Genomic DNA, 21,396 nt, shown 5'->3' on the forward strand with positions numbered 1-21,396 from the left:
ATTAATCAAATTTAAAAGATAGATTAATATATTTATGGTATTTTACAAGTAGAAAGATATAAATATTAGGAGGAGGTTTACTCACATGGAAATGAAGAAAGTGCTCAGTGTCCTGTTTCTTTCCCTTACCCTGGTCAGTTCTAACGTCTTTGCAGCCCCTGCAGGGCATGACGCTTACAAAGAACGGTATATTGAAGTGCAATTGCTAGGGACTAATGATTTTCACGGCCAACTCGATGTCTATAGCACAGTCGATGGTCAAATGGCCGGAGGTGCAGAGTACCTCGCAGCGTATTTGAAAGCTTATGAAGAACAGAACAAAAACACGTTGATCGTGCACGCCGGTGATATGGTCGGTGCAAGTTCCCCCGTTTCATCCCTCCTACAAGATGAGCCCTCCGTTGAATTTATGAATCGTGTCGGCTTTGATGTCGGAACGGTTGGCAATCACGAATTTGATGAGGGTGTAGAAGAAATGATGCGCCTGATTGACGGTGGTGAACATGAGGTCACAGGTGAATTTGAAGGCGCGAACTTTCCATACACAGTAGCCAATGTTGTCGATGAGGAAACCGAAGAACCTATACTGCCGCCGTACATCATCAAAAAAGTGAACGGTATGCCCATTGGATTTGTGGGTGTTGTCACAACGGATACTGAGAACATCGTGCTTCCCAGTGGTATTGAAGGGGTCACATTTACAGATGAAGCCACAGCGATAAACAACGCCGTTGAAGGATTAAAGGCTGAAGGCGTTAAGTCTATTGTCGTGCTTGCCCACGTGCCCGCTTCCTCTGATGAAGACGGTGCAAATCCAGCAGGCGAGGTGGTTGATTTCGCACCACAGCTAGACGATGAAGTTGATGTGATACTAGCTGGACACAACCATTCTTATACCAATGCGGTTGTCGACGGAAAATTAATCGTACAATCTTACTCCTATGGCACCGCTTTTTCAAAAATTGATCTCCAAATCGATCCGAGAACAAAAGATATTGTCCAAAAAGAGGCAAAGATTATTACCACGTATCATGATGGCATAGACCCTGACAGTGAAATAAAAGATATGGTTAACGGGTACGTTGAAGCTGTTGACCCGTTGATTAATCGCGTGGTTGGCCAAACTAACGAGATCATCACAAGAGACCAAAATGAAGCGGGAGAATCAGCTCTTGGAAATCTTGTGGCAGACTCACAAAGAGCGGCCATGGATACTGACTTTGCTTTCATGAACCCCGGCGGCATACGGACAGATCTAGATGAAGGTGAGATTACATGGGGCGAGCTGTATACGATGCTTCCATTTGGTAATAGCTTGGTAACCATGACCCTTACTGGCGAACAAATCGAAACATTACTTGAACAACAATGGGCGGGGTCTTATCCTCGCATCTTGCAACTATCAGGCCTACACTACACATGGGATCAAAACGCCCCCTACGGTGAAAAAATCATGTCGATGACTGACCATGAGGGCCAACCGATCCAACCGGATGGATCATATAGCGTGACGGTTAATAATTACATCGCTGAAGGCGGGGACGGTTTTACAGTATTAAAAGAAGGAGAAAACCAAACGTACGGCCCTCTAGCACTAGATGCGATGGTAGAGTACATCGAGAATCAGGGAGGTTCTATCGAGGCACCTGAACTCAATCGGATTGCTGTGGAGTAAGTAAGATTGAGGCACCCTTGAGCTCAATCGGACTGCTGTGAAGTAAGTAAGATCGAGGCACCTCAGCTCAATCGGACTGCTGTGGAGTAAGTAAGATCGAGGCACTCAATCGCACTGCTGTGAAGAGTGAAAGAGTAAGAAAGAGTAAGAAGATGTAAGGACCCTAGTTTAAACATTATACTTAAACAAGAGGACCTGTTTGGCCATCATTTATATGCGCCCGTGGTAGACAGTTAAAATAATAAAACTGTTACTAAGAGGAACATGATCAGGGCAAACAGGTTCTTTTTTTTCAGGGTATTCGGCTGTGGGGAAGCAAACTCATTTTTATTGTTTCGACTAGCACTTTTTGTAGGACGACAGAACATGTATGTTAGTCTGACTTTTTTCTACCAGGAACAGCACCTTCGGAGGGCTGAAAATGATCCTCTTGATAAGAGTAAGTGATGTGTGTATCTAAATGACGGTCTCCTGCTAAATCGTGCTTAATCAATTGTTTTCCCAGTTCGGGTGTCATATTTTTATACCAGATGCCTTGAGGGTAAACGATGACAACACTCGCATCTTCACACCGACCGTTGCAGCGGGTACGGGTCGTATGTACCGTATCATCTAGCCCACACGCAGATATCTCTTCTCGTATGGCCTGTGTGACTTCCTCTCCCCCGTTCCTCATACAACTGCCACCATTACATATCAGAACGTGATGCTTTGTCGTAGACAGATCCCATGTGGCCAAACTTATCTCTCCTCCCATTAGCGTTAATTGGGCAAGTACACTCATTATCTTGACTGCTCCTCACCACATTTTACCCCAAAGTGGACGCTTATCTCCACACCTCACGATAAATGGATTGACTCATTTTGCAGCCGTTCGTAACTTCGCATTCAAGCATTGCCGCATATCTTAAAACCAAAACAAAGAGTCTCCAGTATTAGTTTGAAGATCTTTTCCGTCTATTAGCCATCACTACTCGATCCTTTTCTTGTCATGTGTAACAACCCTTTTGAAAACGGGCATACATATTACGGCACTCACTGCACAATCTAAGCATAAAGACGCTTTTTTTTGGAGGAGTTTTGAGTGAAGACAGGTAAAGAACAGCTAACAGCAACAGAAATGGGGAAACTTTGGGCTACTTATGTTGGGAATACATTGGGAAAATATGTGATTAGTTATTACCTTCAACATGTGGATGACAAGGATATAAAAAAGGTTTTAGAATATGCCTTGGGTTTATCAGAAACCTATATAGAGGAGATTCAAGCATTTTTTAAACAATCAAATTTCCCCATACCTGTTGGATTCACAGATGATGATGTGAACTTAAAGGCGCCGAGACTATTCAATGATGAATTTTACCTTCATTATTTAACGTATGTGGGTAAAGCTGGAATGAGTATTTACAGTGTAGCTATTCCTCTAGTGACGAGGAAAGATATTAGAGATTTTTTTATTAATTGTCTTAGGGATACAGCACATTTAGCATCTATTGTAACAGACACCTTAAAATCAAAAAATTCCTTAATGAACACACCAGTCATTCCTGCACCAAAGAGAGTCGAATTTGTAACCAATCAAAATTACTTAAACTCTTTTTGGGGAGATAAGAGACCGCTTCATATGTTAGAAATCACTCATCTTTATGGATGCATTAACAATGATGTCACTAGTAAAGCCTTGATTATGGGTTTTTCTCAAGGGGCAAAGGACGAAAAAGTTAAGAAATATTTAGAACGTGGGAAGAACCTTAATCAAAAACACATCGAAATGATGTCTGAAAAACTAACTGAAAACAACTTACCATCACCAAACCTTCAAGATCATTTAGTCACTTCTTCAACTGTACCTCCATTTTCAGATAAACTGATGCTGTACCATAAAGTTGACATGTTCTCAATGAAAGTGAGGGAATACGCAAACGGTGCGTCACTTGACGGAAGAAAAGATGTTGGTACCTTGTTTGGTAAAATGCAAATGGATTCCGCCATATATGTAGAAGATGGTGCCAATATTATGATTCATAATGGAGAGATGGAACAAATACCATTAGCTGTTAATCGAGACGAATTAGTTTCAAAATCATAATCACCCAGAAGCGTAGATTTTAGTTAAAAAGTGTAGGTGTATTCATCGACATACAAAAGCCCTGACTTTTAGCCAGAGCTCTCTTGATGTTATATGGGTTTGTATACGTCACGAGTTCCTCTACAGCTTTGTTTTTCTCTCTGTTTTATTAGTGTCTTCATTGTCTTCCCTTGAATGTAAAGCTTCGATCGGTAAAAATTCAAAGATTTCCCCGGTTTCAACGGAACGGGCTAGCCGTTCCAGCCAATTACAATATTTTCTGTATTCGTCCAATTGCTGCAAATTTTGTTCGGCTCGTTGTTTCAATGCTTCTTCTGTTTCTTTATCCTCTATGACTTGCTTCAGCATGGTTTCCGCATTATCAATGGCAGATAGATTTAATTTGGCCTCCCTCTCCCACTTGCTTCCGAAAAAATGGGAAAAATATTTAAAGAAATTTTTCTCCGCCATAAATAAATCTTTCCGGGCCCCTTTTTGCCATACTTTCTGGACTATATTTATATCCTGTAATTTGCGGACGGCTGTGCTCATACTCGGTTTACTCATCCCGAGGTCATCTTTCATATCATCAAGCGTCATGGGATCATGCTTAAAAAACATCATGGCGAATAATCTGCCGATTGACGGTGTTACGCCGTATAGGTCCATTGTTTCCGCAATAGAATTGATGACGGCACTTTCCGCACGTTCAATTAATTGTTCAGCTTCTTTTGCCAAGGAGTATCTCCTCCTTCCTTTAAGCTGTATGATTTAATAAATTAAATTTATTAGATATCATTTTATAACTCTATATATCACTTATAGCATACAGGATAGCGCACTAAAACATACGCGATAGAACGCTATAACATTCAGGGGCTTGTTTACCAAAAAACTAAGCCCCTGATGTCAATATGCTTTTTATTTACTGTTTTTTTGTTCTAATTGAATTAAACTCAACAGACTTAAACCCTCATTTGCTTATCCAGAAATTGTACCTGCTTCAGGTGGATGTACGCCATGACGGTAAAAGTCAATATGAAGCGGTTCAAGCGGTTTACGTCCAAGAATTAAGTCCGCTGCTTTTTCCGCCAACATCAATACCGGTGCATGAATATTACCGTTCGTGACGTAAGGCATGGCTGATGCATCGACCACTCGTACATTGTCGAGCCCATGGACCTTCATGGTTTGCGGATCTACAACAGCCATAGGGTCTGAGTCAGGTCCCATCTTAGCCGTACAAGACGGGTGAAGGGCTGTCTCGGCATCTTTCTTCACCCATTCCAAAATCTCCTCGTCTGTATCAACGGAAGGACCAGGTGATATTTCTCCCGAATTGTATGGTTTCATCGCTGGTTGAGACATGATTTCCCTTGTCACACGTACTGCTTCAACCCACTCGCGTCGATCTTGCTCGGTAGAAAGATAATTATAGACCATGCTCGGATGCTCTTTAGGATCTTTCGAACGTATCTTTAATGACCCACGAGCATCAGAGTACATAGGTCCGACGTGTACCTGGAATCCGTGACTCGTTTCCGCTTTTTGTCCATCGTACCGAACGGCTAACGGTAGGAAATGGAACATCAAGTTAGGGTATTCGACGTCCTCGTTGGAACGAACGAAACCTCCCCCTTCGAAATGGTTGGTTGCTGCTGGACCTTTACGTCCGAGTAACCACTGTAAGCCGATCCAAGGCATCCGTAGTTTATTTAAGTTCGGCTGTTCGGACACCGGAAGCGGACAAGCGTATTGGATGTAGGCTTCGAGATGATCCTGAAGGTTTTCACCTACACCTGGCAAGTCAACGACCGGTTCGATTCCAAGTGAACGTAGGTGATCGGCATCGCCTACACCTGACAGTTGAAGTAGCTGTGGCGTGTTGATTGCACCGCCGGAGAGGATCACTTCACCTGCATTTACCTGATGGGTTTTGCCATTTCTTTGGTATGTCAAACCTTTAGCTCGAGTACCGTCGAAATCGATACTTGAAACGAAAGCACGTGTTTTTACTGTCAGATTCTTACGCTTCATAGCCGGATGAAGATACGCACGTGAAGCTGACATCCGTCTGCCTTTGTACACATGCTTATCGAATGGTCCAAATCCCTCCTGGCGAAAACCGTTCACATCTGGCGTTCGCGAGTAGCCAGCCTCAACAGCTGCGTCGAAGAAGGCTTGGAATAGAGGGTTGGTAGCCGGCCCGCGTTCCAATTTGAGAGGACCGTCGTGACCGCGGTATTCATCATCTGGGTCCGCTGCTAAAGCCGTTTCTAAGCGCTTGAAATACGGGAGACAGTGGGCAAAGTCCCATGTTTCCATACCTGAATCTGCTCCCCAACGTTCGTAGTCCATTGGATTACCTCGTTGGTAAATCATGCCGTTGATTGAGCTCGAACCACCGAGCACCTTTCCTCGAGCATGCTTGACACGTCGACCGTTCATATAAGGCTCAGGGTCAGATGCGTATCTCCAGTCGTATAATGGCTTCCCTGCTGGGAAGGGCAAAGCTGCTGGCATTTGGATTAATAGGTCCCATGCATAATCACTACGTCCTGCTTCTAGAACAAGGACACTGCGCGTCCCATCTTCACTTAGGCGGTTGCCGAGTACAGAGCCCGCACTTCCGCCACCAATAATCACGATGTCATATGATTCATTCATCTTTTGTACCTCCTTGAAGACTGATAATAAATGCAATAATTTATACAACTTGAAGCGTTATTCATCAAAACTCTCCTTCAAGTTACTTAAACCAGTTAATCGGTTCAGGTTTCAAGTTGCGGAGAACATGCTTCGTTTCCGTATATTCCTCCAGCCCTGGTTTACCAAGTTCACGGCCAATTCCGGACTGTTTATAACCGCCCCATGGAGCCTGTGCGAAATACGGGTGAAAGTCATTGATCCATACCGTACCCATGCGCAATTCAGAAGCTACGCGCTCTGCTTTGTCTCCGTCCGTCGTCCATACAGCTCCGGCCAGTCCATAGATTGAATCATTAGCAAGACGTACAGCTTCTTCTTCACCGCTGAATCGTTCAACCGTTAATACAGGGCCAAACACTTCCTCCTGCACGATACGCATGTCCGAACGACATTCGGTGAAAATGGTAGGTAAATAGAAAAAGCCATTCTGTAGTTCTGGATCTTCTGGACGAGCGCCACCCACTAATAAGTGAGCCCCTTCCTGTTTTGCGATTTCAACATATTCCTCTACTTTTGCCCGGTGTTCAGCAGAGATCAACGGACCTGACTGAGTCTCTTCTTCAAAACCGTTACCTAGCTTAATTCGTTTCGTTCGCTCAGCTAGGGCTTCAACAAAACGGTCATGAATGGAATCCTCAACAAGCAATCTTGCCCCTGCAGAACATACTTGACCGGCATGGAAGAATACGGCATTCATCGCTTGGTCAAGCGCTATATCAAAATCAGCATCCGCAAATACGATATTCGGGTTTTTCCCACCTAGCTCCAAAGCAATCTTTTTCACGTTTCCGCTAGCCGCCTGCATAATTTTCTTTCCGGTGATAATGCCGCCCGTAAAAGAAATTAAATCAACGTCGTTGCTTTCTGCTAGCTCGTTCCCCACCGTTGCTCCTTCACCGAGAACAAGATTGACGACACCTTGAGGAAAACCGACTTCTTCCATCAATTCCGTCACCTTTATCGTCGTTAGTGGTGTGATCTCACTTGGCTTCAAGACAATGGTATTTCCTGTAGCAAGAGCAGGAGCAATTTTCCACGCTGCTTGTAAAAGAGGATAATTCCACGGCGTAATTTGCCCGCATACCCCTACTGGTTCACGCACCACTTTGCTTTGGCTATTCGGAATCGGCGATTCAATGATCTCGCCACCGTCCTTGTCAGCCAACCCGGCAAAGTAACGGAAAACCTCTGCAATATCATCCATATCGGCACGGCTTTCCTCAACGGTTTTTCCAGTATCAAGGGATTCCAATTCCGCAAGCTCTTCCTTATCCCTCTCGATCAATTGAGCGATGTGGAGGACTTTTTTTCCGCGCTCGTTACCCGGTGTACGTCTCCAATCACCATGATCAAAGGCGTTTCTTGCTGCAGCAATGGCCAGTTTCGCATCCTCCGCGTTTCCTTCAGCCACTGTGGCAATAACTTCTTGATTATATGGATTAATGATTTCTCTCGTATTTCCGGAACGGGCTTCAACCCATTCGCCATTTATGAACATTTTTTTCATGAAGTTCCCTCCCTGCTCATTAACTTTATTTAATTTTTTTTAAACGTTTTGAATGATTTTTATGATATCATGCTTTTTTTTGGTTGTAAACAGTGAGGGACTAACTTCTAGGATAGGACGTACCACGGGACGATACATTAATGAGAGCCTTTCTCATTACACAACCTTACTCAGCAAATCAATGACCTGATGGAAACAAAAATATGGGACGCAACCTATGGTTATCGGTACGTCCCATATCATAATATTTACTTAATAGTTTTAACTGCCTATCATTATTGCCCTTCATAGTCCATGGCCTAGCCCTTTAGGTTAAGTATAAAACCTCAAGAACTTATTCCAATGATTTAGGAGCACCTTTTACTTTGTAAACTCATCACTTCTCACCAATCTCAATAGGTTTTAGATCCTCAACTTTCTTGTTGCCTTTTTTATAAAATATAGATATTAGAGATCCTATTAAGAGCAAAAACATGCAAAAGGCAAGGGGAAACTCTGGAGTAATAGACTCCGATAAACCACCTGCAAAAAGATTACCACTCATGGCCATGACTCCTGACAATAAGATACCACCAGCACCAATACGAGCTAAATAACTGTCAGGTTAACGCATCAGCTCCTTCGAAATAACTGTGTGCACTTACTAAGCGTTTTCTCCCCACAACTCCTGGAACCATTGCACCAAAGGAAACTCTAAATAATAAACCTGTAGCTCCTAAAATAAGTAGACTTCCTGCTATAATCCATATATTGGTAGTTCCAACTGGTAGAGACAATACTAACGGGGCTATTTGGGAACAGACAACGACTAATGCAGCTTGCCATGGTGAACCTGTTAATTGAAGAACAATTAAAGGTATGGCTATCTCGCTGAAACGATGACCAAATATAGTAGCAAGCTGTCCAACCCACATCACGGTAAAATTTTTATTTTTGAATAAACTCATTAAGCTTCTCCCTATTTATATAGGCCAAGCGCCTAGCGTGGCTTCACCTAACGTCTTTCGTAGTTGCCTCTTATTGTACCGTCTGAATAATAAGCTGTCTTAAGTCCGAGATTCGATTAGGCATTTCCGGGGTCGAACAATTCAGTATATCGCACAAAGCAATTAAATCTTCTAGTTTAGCTATCTGGACCCAATTCTCATTCAAAGATCCTCCAGAATCCTGGTAAGCCTTTATAAAATGACGTTCGAACCAGGAATTTTCGTTTTCATACCGAAGTATATTCCCAATATCAACATATTTTCTTCCTGAAAAAGCAAACTCCCAGTCCAAGACCGCTGACACTTCAACCTCGTTTGGACTATCAAACATCAGTATATTTAGGCCATTGAAGTCAGAATGAACAAGAACTGACGGTTCATAAATTTCAGATAATAACGAACGGTGGGACACACAGAATGATCGAACCATTTCCGTCACTTCCGTTCCCAGATAATGACCGGTTGCACCACTATCTAGGCTTTCTAAAATAAAAGAGTAAAATTCGGCCTCACCCGTGTTAAATGGTTTAGCAATAGTAAGGTCCCCTGCTAAAAAGCCTGGGCAGTCGAAAGTATAGCTGTGTATGCGAGCTAATACATCACCAATAGATTCTGCAGCTTTTGCAATCTGTCGTTTTTCTCCTCTTTGCAGAATATCCCGCAGCAATACTCCCTCTTTCCACTCCAGTACAGCCCAGTCATATTCTATTAAATTTTGGCTTGTATCCAGATAGATGTAATCTGCTACAGGCACGTCGCCGCTCAATCTCTCAGCAATTGCTTTTTCTTTTGATGCGACGTCTGAACCACCCGCAGAAATCCTTAAAATGAAAGGAGTAGCTAGTCCTTCAAGTTCAACTTTATAGGTACCACTACTAAGTCCTGTTTTCATTCTTTCAGCTTTTATGAGCCGTTTATTTTTAAACACTTGGCTCATCATTATACTTATAGTCTCATAACTGATGTTTATATTTTTGCTTGTTCGTTCCCAAGATTCTTTCATCTTGGATCTCCCCTTTTTGACGCAGTTGATGAATTCTATATGCGTCGTGTTTCTAGTTATATGTAGTCGCGTTGACGTTGTTGTTATCTCTCAACATACTCTTTTAACGCCTTATTCATATCTTCAAATCCTTGTTTTGTACCCCGATTAAGTTTTGATTTCATAAAGGGAACTAACAATCCTTTGAATGTCTCTCTATGAATAAATTTCACAGCACCGTTTTCCAGTTCATTAAGTTGATAGATATGTTCACCAGAAAACAAACCTGGTATTGGTAAGCTTCCAAGCCACCTTAACTCCTTTTCTACTTCGTAACTAGTTATTTTAGGCTTAAATCTCATCCCTTTTTCTCCAGCTGGTTGGACAATGATCTCAATAATTGAATCCTTCTCTATTTTTCCCTTTACACTTATGATAAATGGATTCCATTTTGGATATTGATCAGTTGTAACCAATGCTGACCAAACTTCCTTAGCAGTCCCATTAATCTCAATTTCGGTTTTTATTTCAAACATATATATTAACCCCTTTCAATATTAGTAACTGCGATATCATATCACGTTCTCGTATCTACGACGCCTCTGAGCTTACAGGCATGGCTAAGCATTAGATAGCTCTTGGGCTTAGTCATGCTGCCTGGTTAGCGAAAGGGATGTGTCGCTAAATCTACATCATTGCTTTTAAAAAACTTTGTTGTGTGATTACGTCTCACTTCTAGGCGATCAAGCCGCCCTGGCGCGGAACAGCATGAAAACATTGTTATGCGATGGTACAATTGCTTTACCATGTCGTGTTTAATTTATCTGAATAGAACAATATAGCTTTTTTATAGGAAGTAATGTCCTGATCATTGCTTGTTTCACCAAGATTCTTTAATAAGAATGCCATAGATCTCTCATGATGTCCTAAATTATATAATGTCATCGAATAGAATACTTGGATTGCTCTATTCTCTGGAAATATATTAATGCCCTTTTCGAGTACAGCTTTTGATTTTTCATACTCCCCCATTGTCCTATATGTACTGCCTAATCCGATTAACGCACCTTCTAAATCATTTCCAGAGAGACCTTGTGAGATTGCCTTTTCATAATATGAGACTGCATCAGACTCTAGCCCTATGCTTTTGCCGACTTCATCAAACTACTCCCAAATACGATTGATCTTCAAATTTTCTCGCTTCTCCGGTATTGTAAGTTCATAGACGTCAGGGTTAGTTAATTTTTTCCATTCCTCAAAACCATAACTATCATCAAAGTATTTCAACATTAAAGACATCAAATTTCCATGAGTAATTATTATTACATTTTCTCTTGAACCATTAATCATTTCGTTAATAACGGCTATCCCTCGGTTCATTGCCTCTCTTGACGACTCACCACCTGGAAGCTTCATATCCAGGTCAACAAACGACTCTCTTAACTTATCCTTCCAGTCAACTCTATCTTCAGATGATAATATTCTCTCAGAAAGTCGATCATCAGTATGTATCTTTAATTTGATTTTCTGCGCTAAAGGATATATTGTTTCTTTCGATCGTGCATATGTACTTGAAAGAATAAAATCAATGGGGTTGAGGTTGTCCGTAAAAAAGTTGGCTAGATGTTCAGCTTGTAACTGTCCTTCTTCAGTTAATGACGCTGTTGGAGCTTGACCTGTTGCCTTACAATGTCTGACAAGATATATTCTCTTCATTGAGAACACTCCCTTTATTATTTTCGGCAATGGTTAGAACCTCGTAATCGTAACCAACCTGCTCCATGAATATATTTATTCTAAATGCCTCTCAAAAGAAAACCATGAGAATACCCTTAACCCTGAAAAAATTAGCAGTATTATGGCAAAAAATCGAAGTGTATCGTCATTCAATAAAAATAAAATAAGAGATCCTATTAAGGCACATATTGCTTTAATAGTACCAGAGAATCCGTTAATAGGTACGTTGCTAACAAACGCAGTTTGACAACCTTTTAATGACTTTGAGTAACAACTATCATGATATGGTACAACGAAAAAAAAGAAAGTAGAAACTACCAAATCTTCTTTATACTCTATTTGCAAAGAACACTCTTCACAGTAAACTTTTTCCTTTCTCATCATTCATCCCTCGTCCCCTGTCCTTCTATTTAAGCTTATTTTTATATTCTCTAGGTTATTTAACTAACTTAGTGTCTATTTTACAAGAATTGAATCGAATATGGGCTAGAAATAGGCTTTTAAAAATTCGTCCATGAGCGGCCGCACCAAATCGACAAGTTTCATATAACGTTCCGGCATTCACGGCGTGTTCGTCCTCCCTTTTGGAGGTTGGCGCAGCTTGCCAGTCAGTTAATCAACTCCGCCTGAACATAATCTTTAATAATTCATCGGTAGTCCAAACGAATATTGAGGCTATGGTTGAAGCGATAAAATACACATTCCCTTCAGCTATGTAACTTAGGACTGTACCGAAAGCAAGGCCAAAAATGATATGAATTCCAAATGCTAAGCCAAGCCTACTCTTCCCTTGTTTATGCTTTAGGATGAAATCTGAAAAAACTGAAACAGATATCCCTAATAAAAGAATGACTGGAGAAGAGAATATAAGAATAAATCCAAATGTCTCAAAAAAACTATAATTTCCTCCAGACATCATCAGTATTGTTAATATTATACCAGTTAGAATAGAACTACAGATGAAGACCAAACCTTTTCTAAGGACCATGCAACCCCTCCAGTAGTTGTTTGTTAAGACTAACTTTCATCCGCTCTGTCATCTCATCAACATTTGTAAGGTATGTGAAGACGAGCCGACTCGGTTAGCGAATGAGATTGTCCAGCGTTACCCGCCTATATAATGTTTGTCCTGAACTTATAAATATTACCAAAGCAACCTGCTTTAATGACGTTTGTGCAAAACCATTAACCATTTTTAAAAATCTTTTATTTCTTATTCTCCAATTCTAGTTCTTTTTTAATTTCTTCATTAGAAACAGATTCAATATGATTTTCTTCTTTGGTTGGTAATAGTTTTGATAGTTTATGATTTATGCTAATTAACAAGCCTATAATTATTGATGGAACTCCCCATTTAGCAAAGAAGTCAAGAGGCATATTAATCCAACCTAAAGGAATTCCAATAACCCAAACTAAAATGATAAAAGTTATAACAGCATATATAATACTCAAATAAATCCCTCCATTATATCTATTTGTGGTGTAACGACCGAAAACCAATTATTAAAGTATAGATATTCTACTATAAATTTTGCACCAGCATCTCGGCCATGGACTAACGTTCCGTGTTCACAACCCCTTGAGCTTACAGGGGTTTCTGAGCCTTAGCTAGCTATTAGCTTAGACTCAGGAATGCCGCCTCGCGTGGATTTGGGTAGATATATTGTTATAGGATGTTAACGCCATCCTTCTCAAATTCCTAATAACCATTACAAATTTAATTTATACTTAAGCTCAAAATAAGCATCAGCCAACCAAGGATGAACTACTTTTAACGATTCTCGTTGTTCCCAAAGATACTTAATATAAGAAAATGCCCCGTGTTCTAGTGAGATATTTAATTGGTTTTTAAGCTCTTCAATATACGGTGGAGTCCCTTTTTGATCCCATTCTATCTTATCAGCAACAAATAATACACGATCTAAAGTAGTTGAATTTGCACGCAAAGTAGTATGACAGCTTATTGCATCTAAAATTAACTCTTCATTAATATGAAATATTTCTTTTGCCATGACTCTTGAAATCTTTTGATGAATAATAAGAGGGAATGTTTCCTCTTCCGGTAAAACTTCGATTCCCAATTCGTTAGATACATTTATTCGTTCATTGTTAGGAAAAACTGCGCTTATATCATGTAAAAAGCCAGACATAGCTGCCGAATCCTGGTCAACTCCAAAATCTCTAGCTAGTCTCTTCGATTCATAGCCAACCTGAATAGAGTGTTTAGCAGTTTGATAAAAGCCATGCATTTCTAAAAAATTGCCAACATCTTTCTCAATGTCCCCTGTCTTCTCAAAAGATTTTACTAGATTTGCTAGAATCTCGTGCATATTTTCACCTCTCTTCCTCATTAGATCTCTTCAATTGAGTATGCTTTCATAAGAGAAAAAGATTTAGTGTTATATGATGGTTGGCTCTCTCGAGTTATTTACGAGCTGTTTTCCTCTTTTTTCTGTTACATCACACACACCTCTAGCGGAATACCATTAGGGTCCCGAAAGTAAAAAGCATAATAGTTCTTCGTATATTCAGGATAGCTTTGTGGTGTCCTAGTTACTTCAATATTATTCATTCTCAACATTTCATATATTTTATCAATTTCAGCCTTCGAATCAGCTAAAAAAGCAATATGGTCTAATCCTATATCTCTCACAAAATCCTTATGTACTGACGCCTTATTACACCTAATCCATATATTATGTTCATTCTTTCTATAAGATTTAACAGCTACTTCTCCATCGTCGTCTTCCCAGTCGTTGAAAAAACCAAGATGACCTAAGAGAAAGTCGTAGAATTCTTTCGATTCTTTAAAGTCTTTAACATTCAATATAATATGAGCTATCATTTGATCACCTCTATCACACTATTTTTTTGGTTTTTGTCATATTACATATAACGTTCCTGTATCTGCGACGCCATGAGCCTTATAGGCGCTGTCCTTAACCTAGAAATGCTTTTCTTATCGAAGGCGAGTCGACTCGGTTAGGCTCAAGAATGTGCCCCGAAAACTACTCCTATGCTTAAACTTTCCGTAACCGAGGGCGCTTATCGTCCGCTTGGTCGGTGGATTCTCTATCCATCTATTTCAGATGTGAGTTTATAAGGGCCGAATCGTTCTCGAATTCATGAACGGCACCCTCTTTTTTTAAAATAAATCCTTTGTGAATTAAGAAAGACTAAGTACTTATTACACAGTTTAACGGCCTACACCACTTCTTGGCCTCCTAACCAGTTCTCCTCCACAATTAGGACAAACATAATTCATATTTTCCGTACATTCATAACAAAATGTACATTCATGTATACATATATAAGCAGTTGAATTATTGTTAAGTTCCTCTGTACATTTTTCACATGAATTTCTCATTTCCAAAGACATAAAAATCCCCCTTTTATTAGATTTTTACATTTTTACTACGAAACACTACCCTATCTATTTTAATTTTAAATTTCTTTCATTTACATATGTTTATTAGTGTTTTTTGCAAACGGTGTTGTTTTTGACGGATTATCTATTGATTTGCTTTAAATTTCTAAGTTGAGGTGTTTTCTAAGGCCGTAGCCGGGCGCGACTGCGCTTAGTCGGTGCAGGTGTGTCTGCTGAATTTACTTCTCCGAAATGCTTCTTGCAGACCGAGAATTGCTTGCGATCCTATGCGGTAAAACGGTGATATCTGATGCAGACAGCATCCCCGATATTCATTGAAAACAATTAGCTTTATATGTACATATCACTTATTTTTGTTGCCTAATCTTCTACCTCAACTAAAAATATTCGTTCTTTAAACTCGCCTTTTTTATTTGCTTTTTCCTCTCTAACCCGTTCAAGATCGTCAATTGAAAAACCATGTGACTCAGCAAGCGATCGCAACAATTCCTGGATGTCCGCTAATTCTTCAAGTGCTTCTTCGTTTGATCTAGCATTCAGATATTCATCAAATTCTTCCTTAAGTTTTTTTCTTAATTCGGAATGATAGGCTTTCGAGTCCAATATCTGAGTTGATATCTTTTTAGATTGTGTACGAATAATTTCTGGGATTCGATCTCGAACTAGTTTATTATATATAGTCATTATTTTAATCTCCTTCGAAAAAAATGTCTTCTCCGATACCCCCTAGCCAACTAGGATTGTACATCACTTCTGACCTTCCACCCATCAATATTAAAACCACCAACTTGCTCAAAAACATGCTCTATCAAATTCCTATACATATTCATCATCTTTTTCTTATCGTTTAATTTTATGCCTTTTAAAAACATTTCAGCAAAATAAGGATCTGGAAATTCATCTTTTAAGTACCGATCTAAGTAAGAGGGTTCTGATAAGTATGATGATATCTGATATACTGGGATTTGCTCTAACTTCAAAAATCTACAATATTCACTAAATATAAAATTCATAAAATTAAAATAAACAAAGTTAAAATCTTGTCTTCTCTCTTCATAACAATCTAAAAGATTATCATATGAATCCCAAAGGGAATACTTCTTTATTTCTTTTATCACATTAGAGAGATCCTCATATTTTTTATCTTTCCAAATCTTCGCTTCAGCTTTTAACCTCTTAGTGATTCCTGTCTTATCAAGGATCACCACTCCTGTTAAAAATTGAACCATAGACATTGTACTATAGTTCTTATAATCATCTTTAAAGTATCTGATAATTTGCGTTGGTGGATTTATAAAATATTCAATGAGGAATCCTCTAACCACCCTGTTCCCGCGTTCTCTCCAACTAGTGTTCTCAGATAGAATTATATGAACGTCAATATCTGATCTTTTTGAAGGGTTACCTGTAATATAACTTCCACACACTAAAACGGCTTCAACTTCATCTTTGTCTACCCAATCTTCTAAGAATTCGCTTAATGCCTCTTTCCAATCTTGCCTCAAATGAATCACCTTCTTTAGGGGGGATTAAGATAACATTTCGTCGCGAATACACGTGTTATGTGATATCAGTCAGCTTATCAATTAAGCTACACGTCATGTTGAACCTTAGATAGAATTCGGTTAGCTACTGCCGTTGAATCTATTTGATCTGTAAAGATGTGTTCACCAATTTTAATCTCTTTCAACTTGTCTACACATTTTTCATTTTGTTGAAAGGTCCATCCTCCAGGAGTATCCCCTCTTTTTGTTAACCGAGCATGTAATGTTTCGTTAGACGCAATCAGACAAAAGTGATATATATCTTTATCAATATCTTTTAATCCGTTGTATATGTATTCGAAGTTTTGATGCTTGTATATAGTCATAGGAACAATTAGATGTTTATTATATTTTCGTTTTAATTCTTTTGCTACATTTACAACTAGTACTCTCCAAAGCTCCATATCTTGAAAATCATCTGTTTTCTCTTCCTTCAATTTAATCTCATCAGTAACAATTTTCCTAAGCATGTATCCAATTTCTTCTGGATCGAAAATCATATTGTTTGCAATAAATGGATGTAGCATGTTTGCTGCAGTGGTTTTTCCTGCACCAAATGCACCATTGATCATCACTATCATTCTATCACTCCATTGATTTGCTCTTGAATTTGACTGATTTCACATAACGGGCCGCGGGATTTGCGACGTTTCTGAGCTTTAGGACTGCTTGCAGTTCTAAGCGAAGCATGTTGCGCAAATGCCGTGGATTGGCGAGCTACTTTTCTTATATAGAATCGTGTGATAAAATTGGTTTACCAATATAATAGTCTGCATAAACTTATAAAGACCGCAGATGTTGCAAGCATCTACGGTCTGCACAATAGATTGCCCTCAATGGCGATCGTTAATGGATTCTTAACGAAGTAAGACCTCCGAAACTTCCAGGCTCAAGGGAGGTCTACTTCTTTTTTAAGTAGGAAAGTAAGGCGAGGATGAACATGCCAAATATGAGCATCAAATTAAAGTATCCTTTACTTCCATGGTATCACCTCCTTTCTAGGAGATGAACCAACCACCCTTGAGAACCGATTCTATTGCATCCATATTATACACAATGCTGAATGCGAACATATGCTTTTATATCCTATCTTTTTCTCTATCTTCATGTTTTTCTTTTCTGTCGTATAACGTTTCGTATCTACGACGTCCCTGACCTTACAGGCGCAGGCTGAGCCTTAGATAGCTCTTATCTTATCTTAGGCTCGGGCATGCTGGGTCAAAGATTTAGCCGGTGCAGGGTTGCCGCAGCTCCAACTTCTTCGAAAATGCTTCTTGCGGACCGAGGTCCGTATTGGCCGAATGTGTGAATGCTGTGTTATGCGAAGGACTTCACTTCAATGAATACTCATACAAAATCATCCCCGAATAACCGACACTGAATCCTTCTTTTAATTTTTCAAACTCACTACTCTGGATTCCAAATGCAAATGAAAAATCTGAATTAAATCCTGTTTGCCCAGTTTCAATTATCTCCCCCTGTGGATCTCTCAGGATAAATTGCCCATTTGCCCCTGTACTTGTATATGTCCCATCATTATTAAATATCTTGTTATAAAGAAAAGTACCCTCCTCAGAATCGAGCATATACGTTGTGTGAAAAATAAAAAGAATGTCGTGTTCACGGTTAATTACTTTATGAAGTAAAAAGCTAGTATTGTGAAATTCTGCAACCTGAACATCTAGTTTATGCGAATCTACTGACGATAAAGGGATCCATTCTGGGTCAATGAACAATTCAATGTTCTCTTTTTCTTTCTGATCGATTGTATATTGTCCGCTTTCAAATATATTTTTAACAGGTTTTTCATTTTCAGATTGATGTACAGAGTATGCACACGCCTGAGTTATTCCACATGTGAGAAAAATAAAAATTAAGAAAATAAGCTTTGGTTTTACTTGCACTATATCTCTATCCTTTCTGAAGTGTTTCGTATAACGGGCCGCATTTACGAACCCTCACCGACTTAAGTGACCGAAGGGAACGGCCGCGATGCGGTTAGTCGGTGAAGGGTTGTCGCCTGAATCCACTTCTCCGAAATCCCTCTTGCAGACCAAGGATCGCTTGTGATCCGTAGTAGAAACACTTTGTTATCAGATGTTCATGTCTTCTTAGAGATATTTACAATATGATCTTATGTATTCCTGCTTCTCCTAAAAAATCTGATCTTGCCAATCCTTGTTCCCCTAATAATATTCTGTCGTTTTTAATTGCCTAGCTGACTTTCTGTCTACGCTTAAAGCATGACGTTACCGCTATGCCTCCAAGACTTAATACAGAGCGGATGGCTAGCCCTTACCCTGGTGGGATCTCCCCCCACCAAAATGTGCGACCTGCCAGGGCGCACTGTAGATATATTGTTATGCACAGTTACTTCCCTTCTTTGAAAATACAATCGGTAAAATGAATATGATATAATTGAACTAAAGTTATTAATATATGGCAAAAATGTTTATGTAAAGGGGTGATGAACATGGCCATATCAAAAGATGAACTTTCCAAAATGATACAACAGTTACCTGAACAAGATCTTGATTTAGTTCATAATTTAGTGAAAAGATTAATTAACTCAACTGACTCACACATTCCTTACGATGATGAACCTTTAACTGAAGATGATAAAAGAGCTATTAAAGAAGCTAAAATTGAATACCAACAAGGAAAAACTTTAAATTTAAAGGATATTGAAAATGAGTTACGAAGTTGAGTTATCAAGTTCAGCAAATAAATACTTAAGAAAACTTGATAAAAAAACTCGTAATCGAATCCTTAATCACATTTTAATATTATCAGAAAATCCACGACATCCCGAATTAAATATAAAGAAATTGCAAGGTGAAGAAAGCCTTTACCGACTTCGTATTGGTGACTTTCGTGTTATGTATTCAGTTTATGATGACGTACTGATAATTTTCATAGTAAAAATTGGACCTCGTGGAGATATCTATAAAAAGTAATTTAACAAGTCACTTGATAGAGTGGCTTTTTTTTCTTTTTTAGTAATTGCGCATAACGTTTCGTATCTACGACCGCCCATGAGTCTTACAGGTGAAGCCTGAACCTAGAAATGCCTTTCTTGGTGAAGGCGAGCCGACTCGGTTGGCGAACGGGTTGTGTCGAGCACTACCTCCCTTGCCTACTCTTCGAGACCGAGGGTGCTTGTCACCCGACGCGTGAACACGGTGTTATCTGATGGGCACTATCTAAAAGAATTCATATAAGTCGTTGAAATATTTAATGTCCTCATCACAAACAGCATCAATTCCATAGCCTTTATAGAAAATCTCTCTGTCTATTTCGTTATTAAAAATATAAGGCTTTGGTCTAGTTGCTAGTGTTAGATCATATCTAGGGTCTCCAAACGCACCTCCAGACCAATCAATAATGCCAACAATTTCTGTTCCTTGAACTAATACATTATCGATAGTAAAATCACCGTGGATTAATGTATGATCAACTTTTATTGGTCTCTTTTTCATTAAATTGTTGAGTAATTCTTTTGTACCATCTACCTCGTATTTTTTTAGGTTATATTCAGCCTCGATAAGTTTCTTTTCTAACCATGGTTGCTCACCTGCAGTTAGCTCTTTTGGACATGTTGTACTATGTAAATCCCTTAATACTTGACCATAGTTATATAAGATTTCTTCTTTGTGTTGTTTTGAAATACCTCTCTGAAACAAACTTCGTATTGTTTCACCTTCTATAAAACTCATTAGCAACCAGGAGGAATTTCTATCCTCTGTAAATTTATAACGCTTGGGAACTGGTAATGATGTATTGTTTAGAATATGTAAGATTTTGCTTTCCTGGAATAGGCACTTTCGATATAGCTCTTGAACACTTTTCTTTAAAACAAATTTTCCCTTCTCACTAGTCACTATGCCTACACTCGAAGTACATCCTTGCTTAGGAAAAGAAATGTTTTTAATACCTCCGATTAATTGAGTAAATTCATATGGAATCTTTTCTATTTCAATAGGCTTCATTATAACAAAACTCCAGATTATTCTATTAAAGTGCTTTTCAGATAACGTTTCCGTATCTGCGACGCCTCTGAGCTTACAAGCATGACTAAGCCTTAGATAGCTCTTATCTTTGGCTTAGCCATGCTGACTCAATTAGCGAAGAAATGTGTATCTGAGTTCACTTCTAAGCCTGTCGGCATCCAGAGACCAAGCCGCCTCAAGCGGCGCCGTGTAGATATTTTGTTATGTGTAGTTACTGGTTACTTCGTGAAAAAGAAATCTACTACTAGTCTTCTTTTAATTGCTTTGTAAATCTATATCCGTTAATTTCAAAGCCTTGGCTTTTATAAAAAGAATGTGCTGCTTCACGTTCAGGCTTTATCCCACTTGTTAAAAACATTGTTGAAGCACCCCTATTTACTCCCCATTCCTCCGCTTTATTTATAAGTGATTTTCCTATTCCCTTACCTCTTTCTTCTTTACTTGTTACAAGTAAAGATATTTGAACAAAAGGTTTACTTTCTTCATAGATATAAAGTTCTCTTAATCCAATCATTCCAACTACTTTATCATTTTCCTCTGCTACAAAAGTAGAGTACATGGACAAGGCTAATATATTTTCCATTCTACACTGCATCTCTTGTAAATTTGTTGGATAACCCAAGTCTTCCATCAATCCAACAACATCTTTTAAATCGCTCATTTTGAACTCTCTTATTTGAACCATTTTTCTCACCTCATAAGTCACAACAATCGTAATTTAATATGGGTACAGTTTTTTTATAATTGCATCTTTTTAGTTACTCTCTAACAAAAACAGTAATTACATATA

The 21,396-nt window shown here is 39.1% G+C and carries 25 protein-coding genes; 4 read left to right on the plus strand and 21 right to left on the minus strand.

Features of this window, described 5'->3' with window-relative positions; all coding sequences use genetic code 11:
• Window positions 1-91 precede the first annotated feature (91 nt).
• Complete coding sequence (locus tag JKM87_RS06085; RefSeq protein ID WP_202079528.1) at window positions 92-1,675, plus strand: bifunctional metallophosphatase/5'-nucleotidase; 1,584 nt, start codon at window positions 92-94, stop codon at window positions 1,673-1,675.
• Window positions 1,676-2,048: 373 nt separating this feature from the next.
• Here JKM87_RS06085 and JKM87_RS06090 read toward each other — a convergent pair whose 3' ends face one another.
• Window positions 2,049-2,414, minus strand: a complete 366-nt coding sequence (locus tag JKM87_RS06090; protein ID WP_202079530.1) for a (2Fe-2S) ferredoxin domain-containing protein — start codon at window positions 2,412-2,414, stop codon at window positions 2,049-2,051.
• A 345-nt stretch (window positions 2,415-2,759) separates the two neighbouring features.
• Here JKM87_RS06090 and JKM87_RS06095 point away from each other — a divergent pair, with 345 nt between their 5' ends.
• On the plus strand, window positions 2,760-3,764 hold the full coding sequence (locus JKM87_RS06095) for a DUF3231 family protein (protein WP_202079077.1): 1,005 nt from the start codon (window positions 2,760-2,762) through the stop codon (window positions 3,762-3,764).
• Window positions 3,765-3,884: 120 nt separating this feature from the next.
• On the opposite strand, the gene cudC is transcribed toward JKM87_RS06095, so the two are convergent.
• The 18 genes from cudC to JKM87_RS06180 form a co-directional block, all read right to left on the minus strand.
• Window positions 3,885-4,481 carry a choline uptake/conversion transcriptional regulator CudC gene (gene cudC, locus JKM87_RS06100; protein WP_202079079.1) on the minus strand — a complete coding sequence of 199 codons (597 nt, stop codon included), beginning with the start codon at window positions 4,479-4,481 and terminating at the stop codon, window positions 3,885-3,887.
• Between the two features lie 243 nt (window positions 4,482-4,724).
• Entirely contained in the window at window positions 4,725-6,410 is a 1,686-nt protein-coding gene (betA, locus tag JKM87_RS06105; RefSeq protein WP_202079081.1) for a choline dehydrogenase, read from the minus strand.
• Between the two features lie 82 nt (window positions 6,411-6,492).
• Entirely contained in the window at window positions 6,493-7,959 is a 1,467-nt protein-coding gene (gene betB / locus JKM87_RS06110; RefSeq protein ID WP_202079083.1) for a betaine-aldehyde dehydrogenase, read from the minus strand.
• Window positions 7,960-8,335: 376 nt separating this feature from the next.
• The gene (locus tag JKM87_RS06115) at window positions 8,336-8,503 is read right to left on the minus strand and encodes a hypothetical protein (RefSeq protein WP_202079085.1); all 168 of its coding nucleotides are present in this window, start codon (window positions 8,501-8,503) and stop codon (window positions 8,336-8,338) included.
• 55 nt (window positions 8,504-8,558) lie between these two features.
• Window positions 8,559-8,906 (minus strand): MFS transporter, encoded by a 348-nt coding sequence (locus JKM87_RS06120; RefSeq protein ID WP_202079087.1) that lies wholly within the window; start codon window positions 8,904-8,906, stop codon window positions 8,559-8,561.
• 70 nt (window positions 8,907-8,976) lie between these two features.
• Window positions 8,977-9,948: a phosphotransferase family protein gene (locus JKM87_RS06125; RefSeq protein WP_202079089.1), complete on the minus strand. Its 972-nt coding sequence runs from the start codon at window positions 9,946-9,948 to the stop codon at window positions 8,977-8,979.
• A gap of 83 nt (window positions 9,949-10,031) precedes the next feature.
• A complete protein-coding gene (locus JKM87_RS06130) occupies window positions 10,032-10,463 on the minus strand; it encodes an SRPBCC domain-containing protein (protein WP_202079091.1) in 432 nt (143 codons plus the stop codon).
• Window positions 10,464-10,728: 265 nt separating this feature from the next.
• Window positions 10,729-11,070: a tetratricopeptide repeat protein gene (locus tag JKM87_RS06135; RefSeq protein WP_202079532.1), complete on the minus strand. Its 342-nt coding sequence runs from the start codon at window positions 11,068-11,070 to the stop codon at window positions 10,729-10,731.
• Between the two features lie 21 nt (window positions 11,071-11,091).
• Window positions 11,092-11,643 (minus strand): histidine phosphatase family protein, encoded by a 552-nt coding sequence (locus JKM87_RS06140; RefSeq protein WP_202079093.1) that lies wholly within the window; start codon window positions 11,641-11,643, stop codon window positions 11,092-11,094.
• 1,227 nt (window positions 11,644-12,870) lie between these two features.
• Complete coding sequence (locus JKM87_RS06145) at window positions 12,871-13,116, minus strand: hypothetical protein (protein WP_202079095.1); 246 nt, start codon at window positions 13,114-13,116, stop codon at window positions 12,871-12,873.
• A 257-nt stretch (window positions 13,117-13,373) separates the two neighbouring features.
• Complete coding sequence (yqeK, locus tag JKM87_RS06150) at window positions 13,374-13,994, minus strand: bis(5'-nucleosyl)-tetraphosphatase (symmetrical) YqeK (protein WP_236838644.1); 621 nt, start codon at window positions 13,992-13,994, stop codon at window positions 13,374-13,376.
• Between the two features lie 125 nt (window positions 13,995-14,119).
• Window positions 14,120-14,509 carry a VOC family protein gene (locus JKM87_RS06155; RefSeq protein ID WP_202079097.1) on the minus strand — a complete coding sequence of 130 codons (390 nt, stop codon included), beginning with the start codon at window positions 14,507-14,509 and terminating at the stop codon, window positions 14,120-14,122.
• A gap of 351 nt (window positions 14,510-14,860) precedes the next feature.
• A complete protein-coding gene (locus JKM87_RS06160; RefSeq protein ID WP_202079099.1) occupies window positions 14,861-15,043 on the minus strand; it encodes a DUF1272 domain-containing protein in 183 nt (60 codons plus the stop codon).
• A gap of 369 nt (window positions 15,044-15,412) precedes the next feature.
• On the minus strand, window positions 15,413-15,736 hold the full coding sequence (locus JKM87_RS06165) for a nucleoside triphosphate pyrophosphohydrolase (RefSeq protein ID WP_202079101.1): 324 nt from the start codon (window positions 15,734-15,736) through the stop codon (window positions 15,413-15,415).
• 50 nt (window positions 15,737-15,786) lie between these two features.
• A complete protein-coding gene (locus tag JKM87_RS06170) occupies window positions 15,787-16,557 on the minus strand; it encodes a nucleotidyltransferase domain-containing protein (RefSeq protein ID WP_202079103.1) in 771 nt (256 codons plus the stop codon).
• Between the two features lie 86 nt (window positions 16,558-16,643).
• Window positions 16,644-17,177 carry an AAA family ATPase gene (locus tag JKM87_RS06175; protein ID WP_202079105.1) on the minus strand — a complete coding sequence of 178 codons (534 nt, stop codon included), beginning with the start codon at window positions 17,175-17,177 and terminating at the stop codon, window positions 16,644-16,646.
• 319 nt (window positions 17,178-17,496) lie between these two features.
• A complete protein-coding gene (locus tag JKM87_RS18175; RefSeq protein ID WP_419761837.1) occupies window positions 17,497-17,556 on the minus strand; it encodes a putative holin-like toxin in 60 nt (19 codons plus the stop codon).
• Between the two features lie 371 nt (window positions 17,557-17,927).
• Window positions 17,928-18,500: a hypothetical protein gene (locus tag JKM87_RS06180; protein ID WP_202079107.1), complete on the minus strand. Its 573-nt coding sequence runs from the start codon at window positions 18,498-18,500 to the stop codon at window positions 17,928-17,930.
• A gap of 569 nt (window positions 18,501-19,069) precedes the next feature.
• Here JKM87_RS06180 and JKM87_RS06185 point away from each other — a divergent pair.
• Both JKM87_RS06185 and JKM87_RS06190 read left to right on the plus strand, forming a co-directional pair.
• Window positions 19,070-19,303 carry a hypothetical protein gene (locus JKM87_RS06185; protein ID WP_202079109.1) on the plus strand — a complete coding sequence of 78 codons (234 nt, stop codon included), beginning with the start codon at window positions 19,070-19,072 and terminating at the stop codon, window positions 19,301-19,303.
• A complete protein-coding gene (locus JKM87_RS06190; RefSeq protein ID WP_202079111.1) occupies window positions 19,287-19,553 on the plus strand; it encodes a type II toxin-antitoxin system RelE family toxin in 267 nt (88 codons plus the stop codon). Before JKM87_RS06185 ends, JKM87_RS06190 begins: the two co-directional genes overlap by 17 nt.
• A 246-nt stretch (window positions 19,554-19,799) precedes the next feature.
• Here JKM87_RS06190 and JKM87_RS06195 read toward each other — a convergent pair whose 3' ends face one another.
• Window positions 19,800-20,585 carry a phosphotransferase gene (locus JKM87_RS06195; protein WP_202079113.1) on the minus strand — a complete coding sequence of 262 codons (786 nt, stop codon included), beginning with the start codon at window positions 20,583-20,585 and terminating at the stop codon, window positions 19,800-19,802.
• 265 nt (window positions 20,586-20,850) lie between these two features.
• Window positions 20,851-21,291 carry a GNAT family N-acetyltransferase gene (locus tag JKM87_RS06200; protein ID WP_272899178.1) on the minus strand — a complete coding sequence of 147 codons (441 nt, stop codon included), beginning with the start codon at window positions 21,289-21,291 and terminating at the stop codon, window positions 20,851-20,853.
• Window positions 21,292-21,396: the final 105 nt, after the last annotated feature.

This window comes from Caldalkalibacillus salinus, assembly GCF_016745835.1.
GTDB classification, from domain to species: domain Bacteria; phylum Bacillota; class Bacilli; order Caldalkalibacillales; family JCM-10596; genus Caldalkalibacillus_A; species Caldalkalibacillus_A salinus.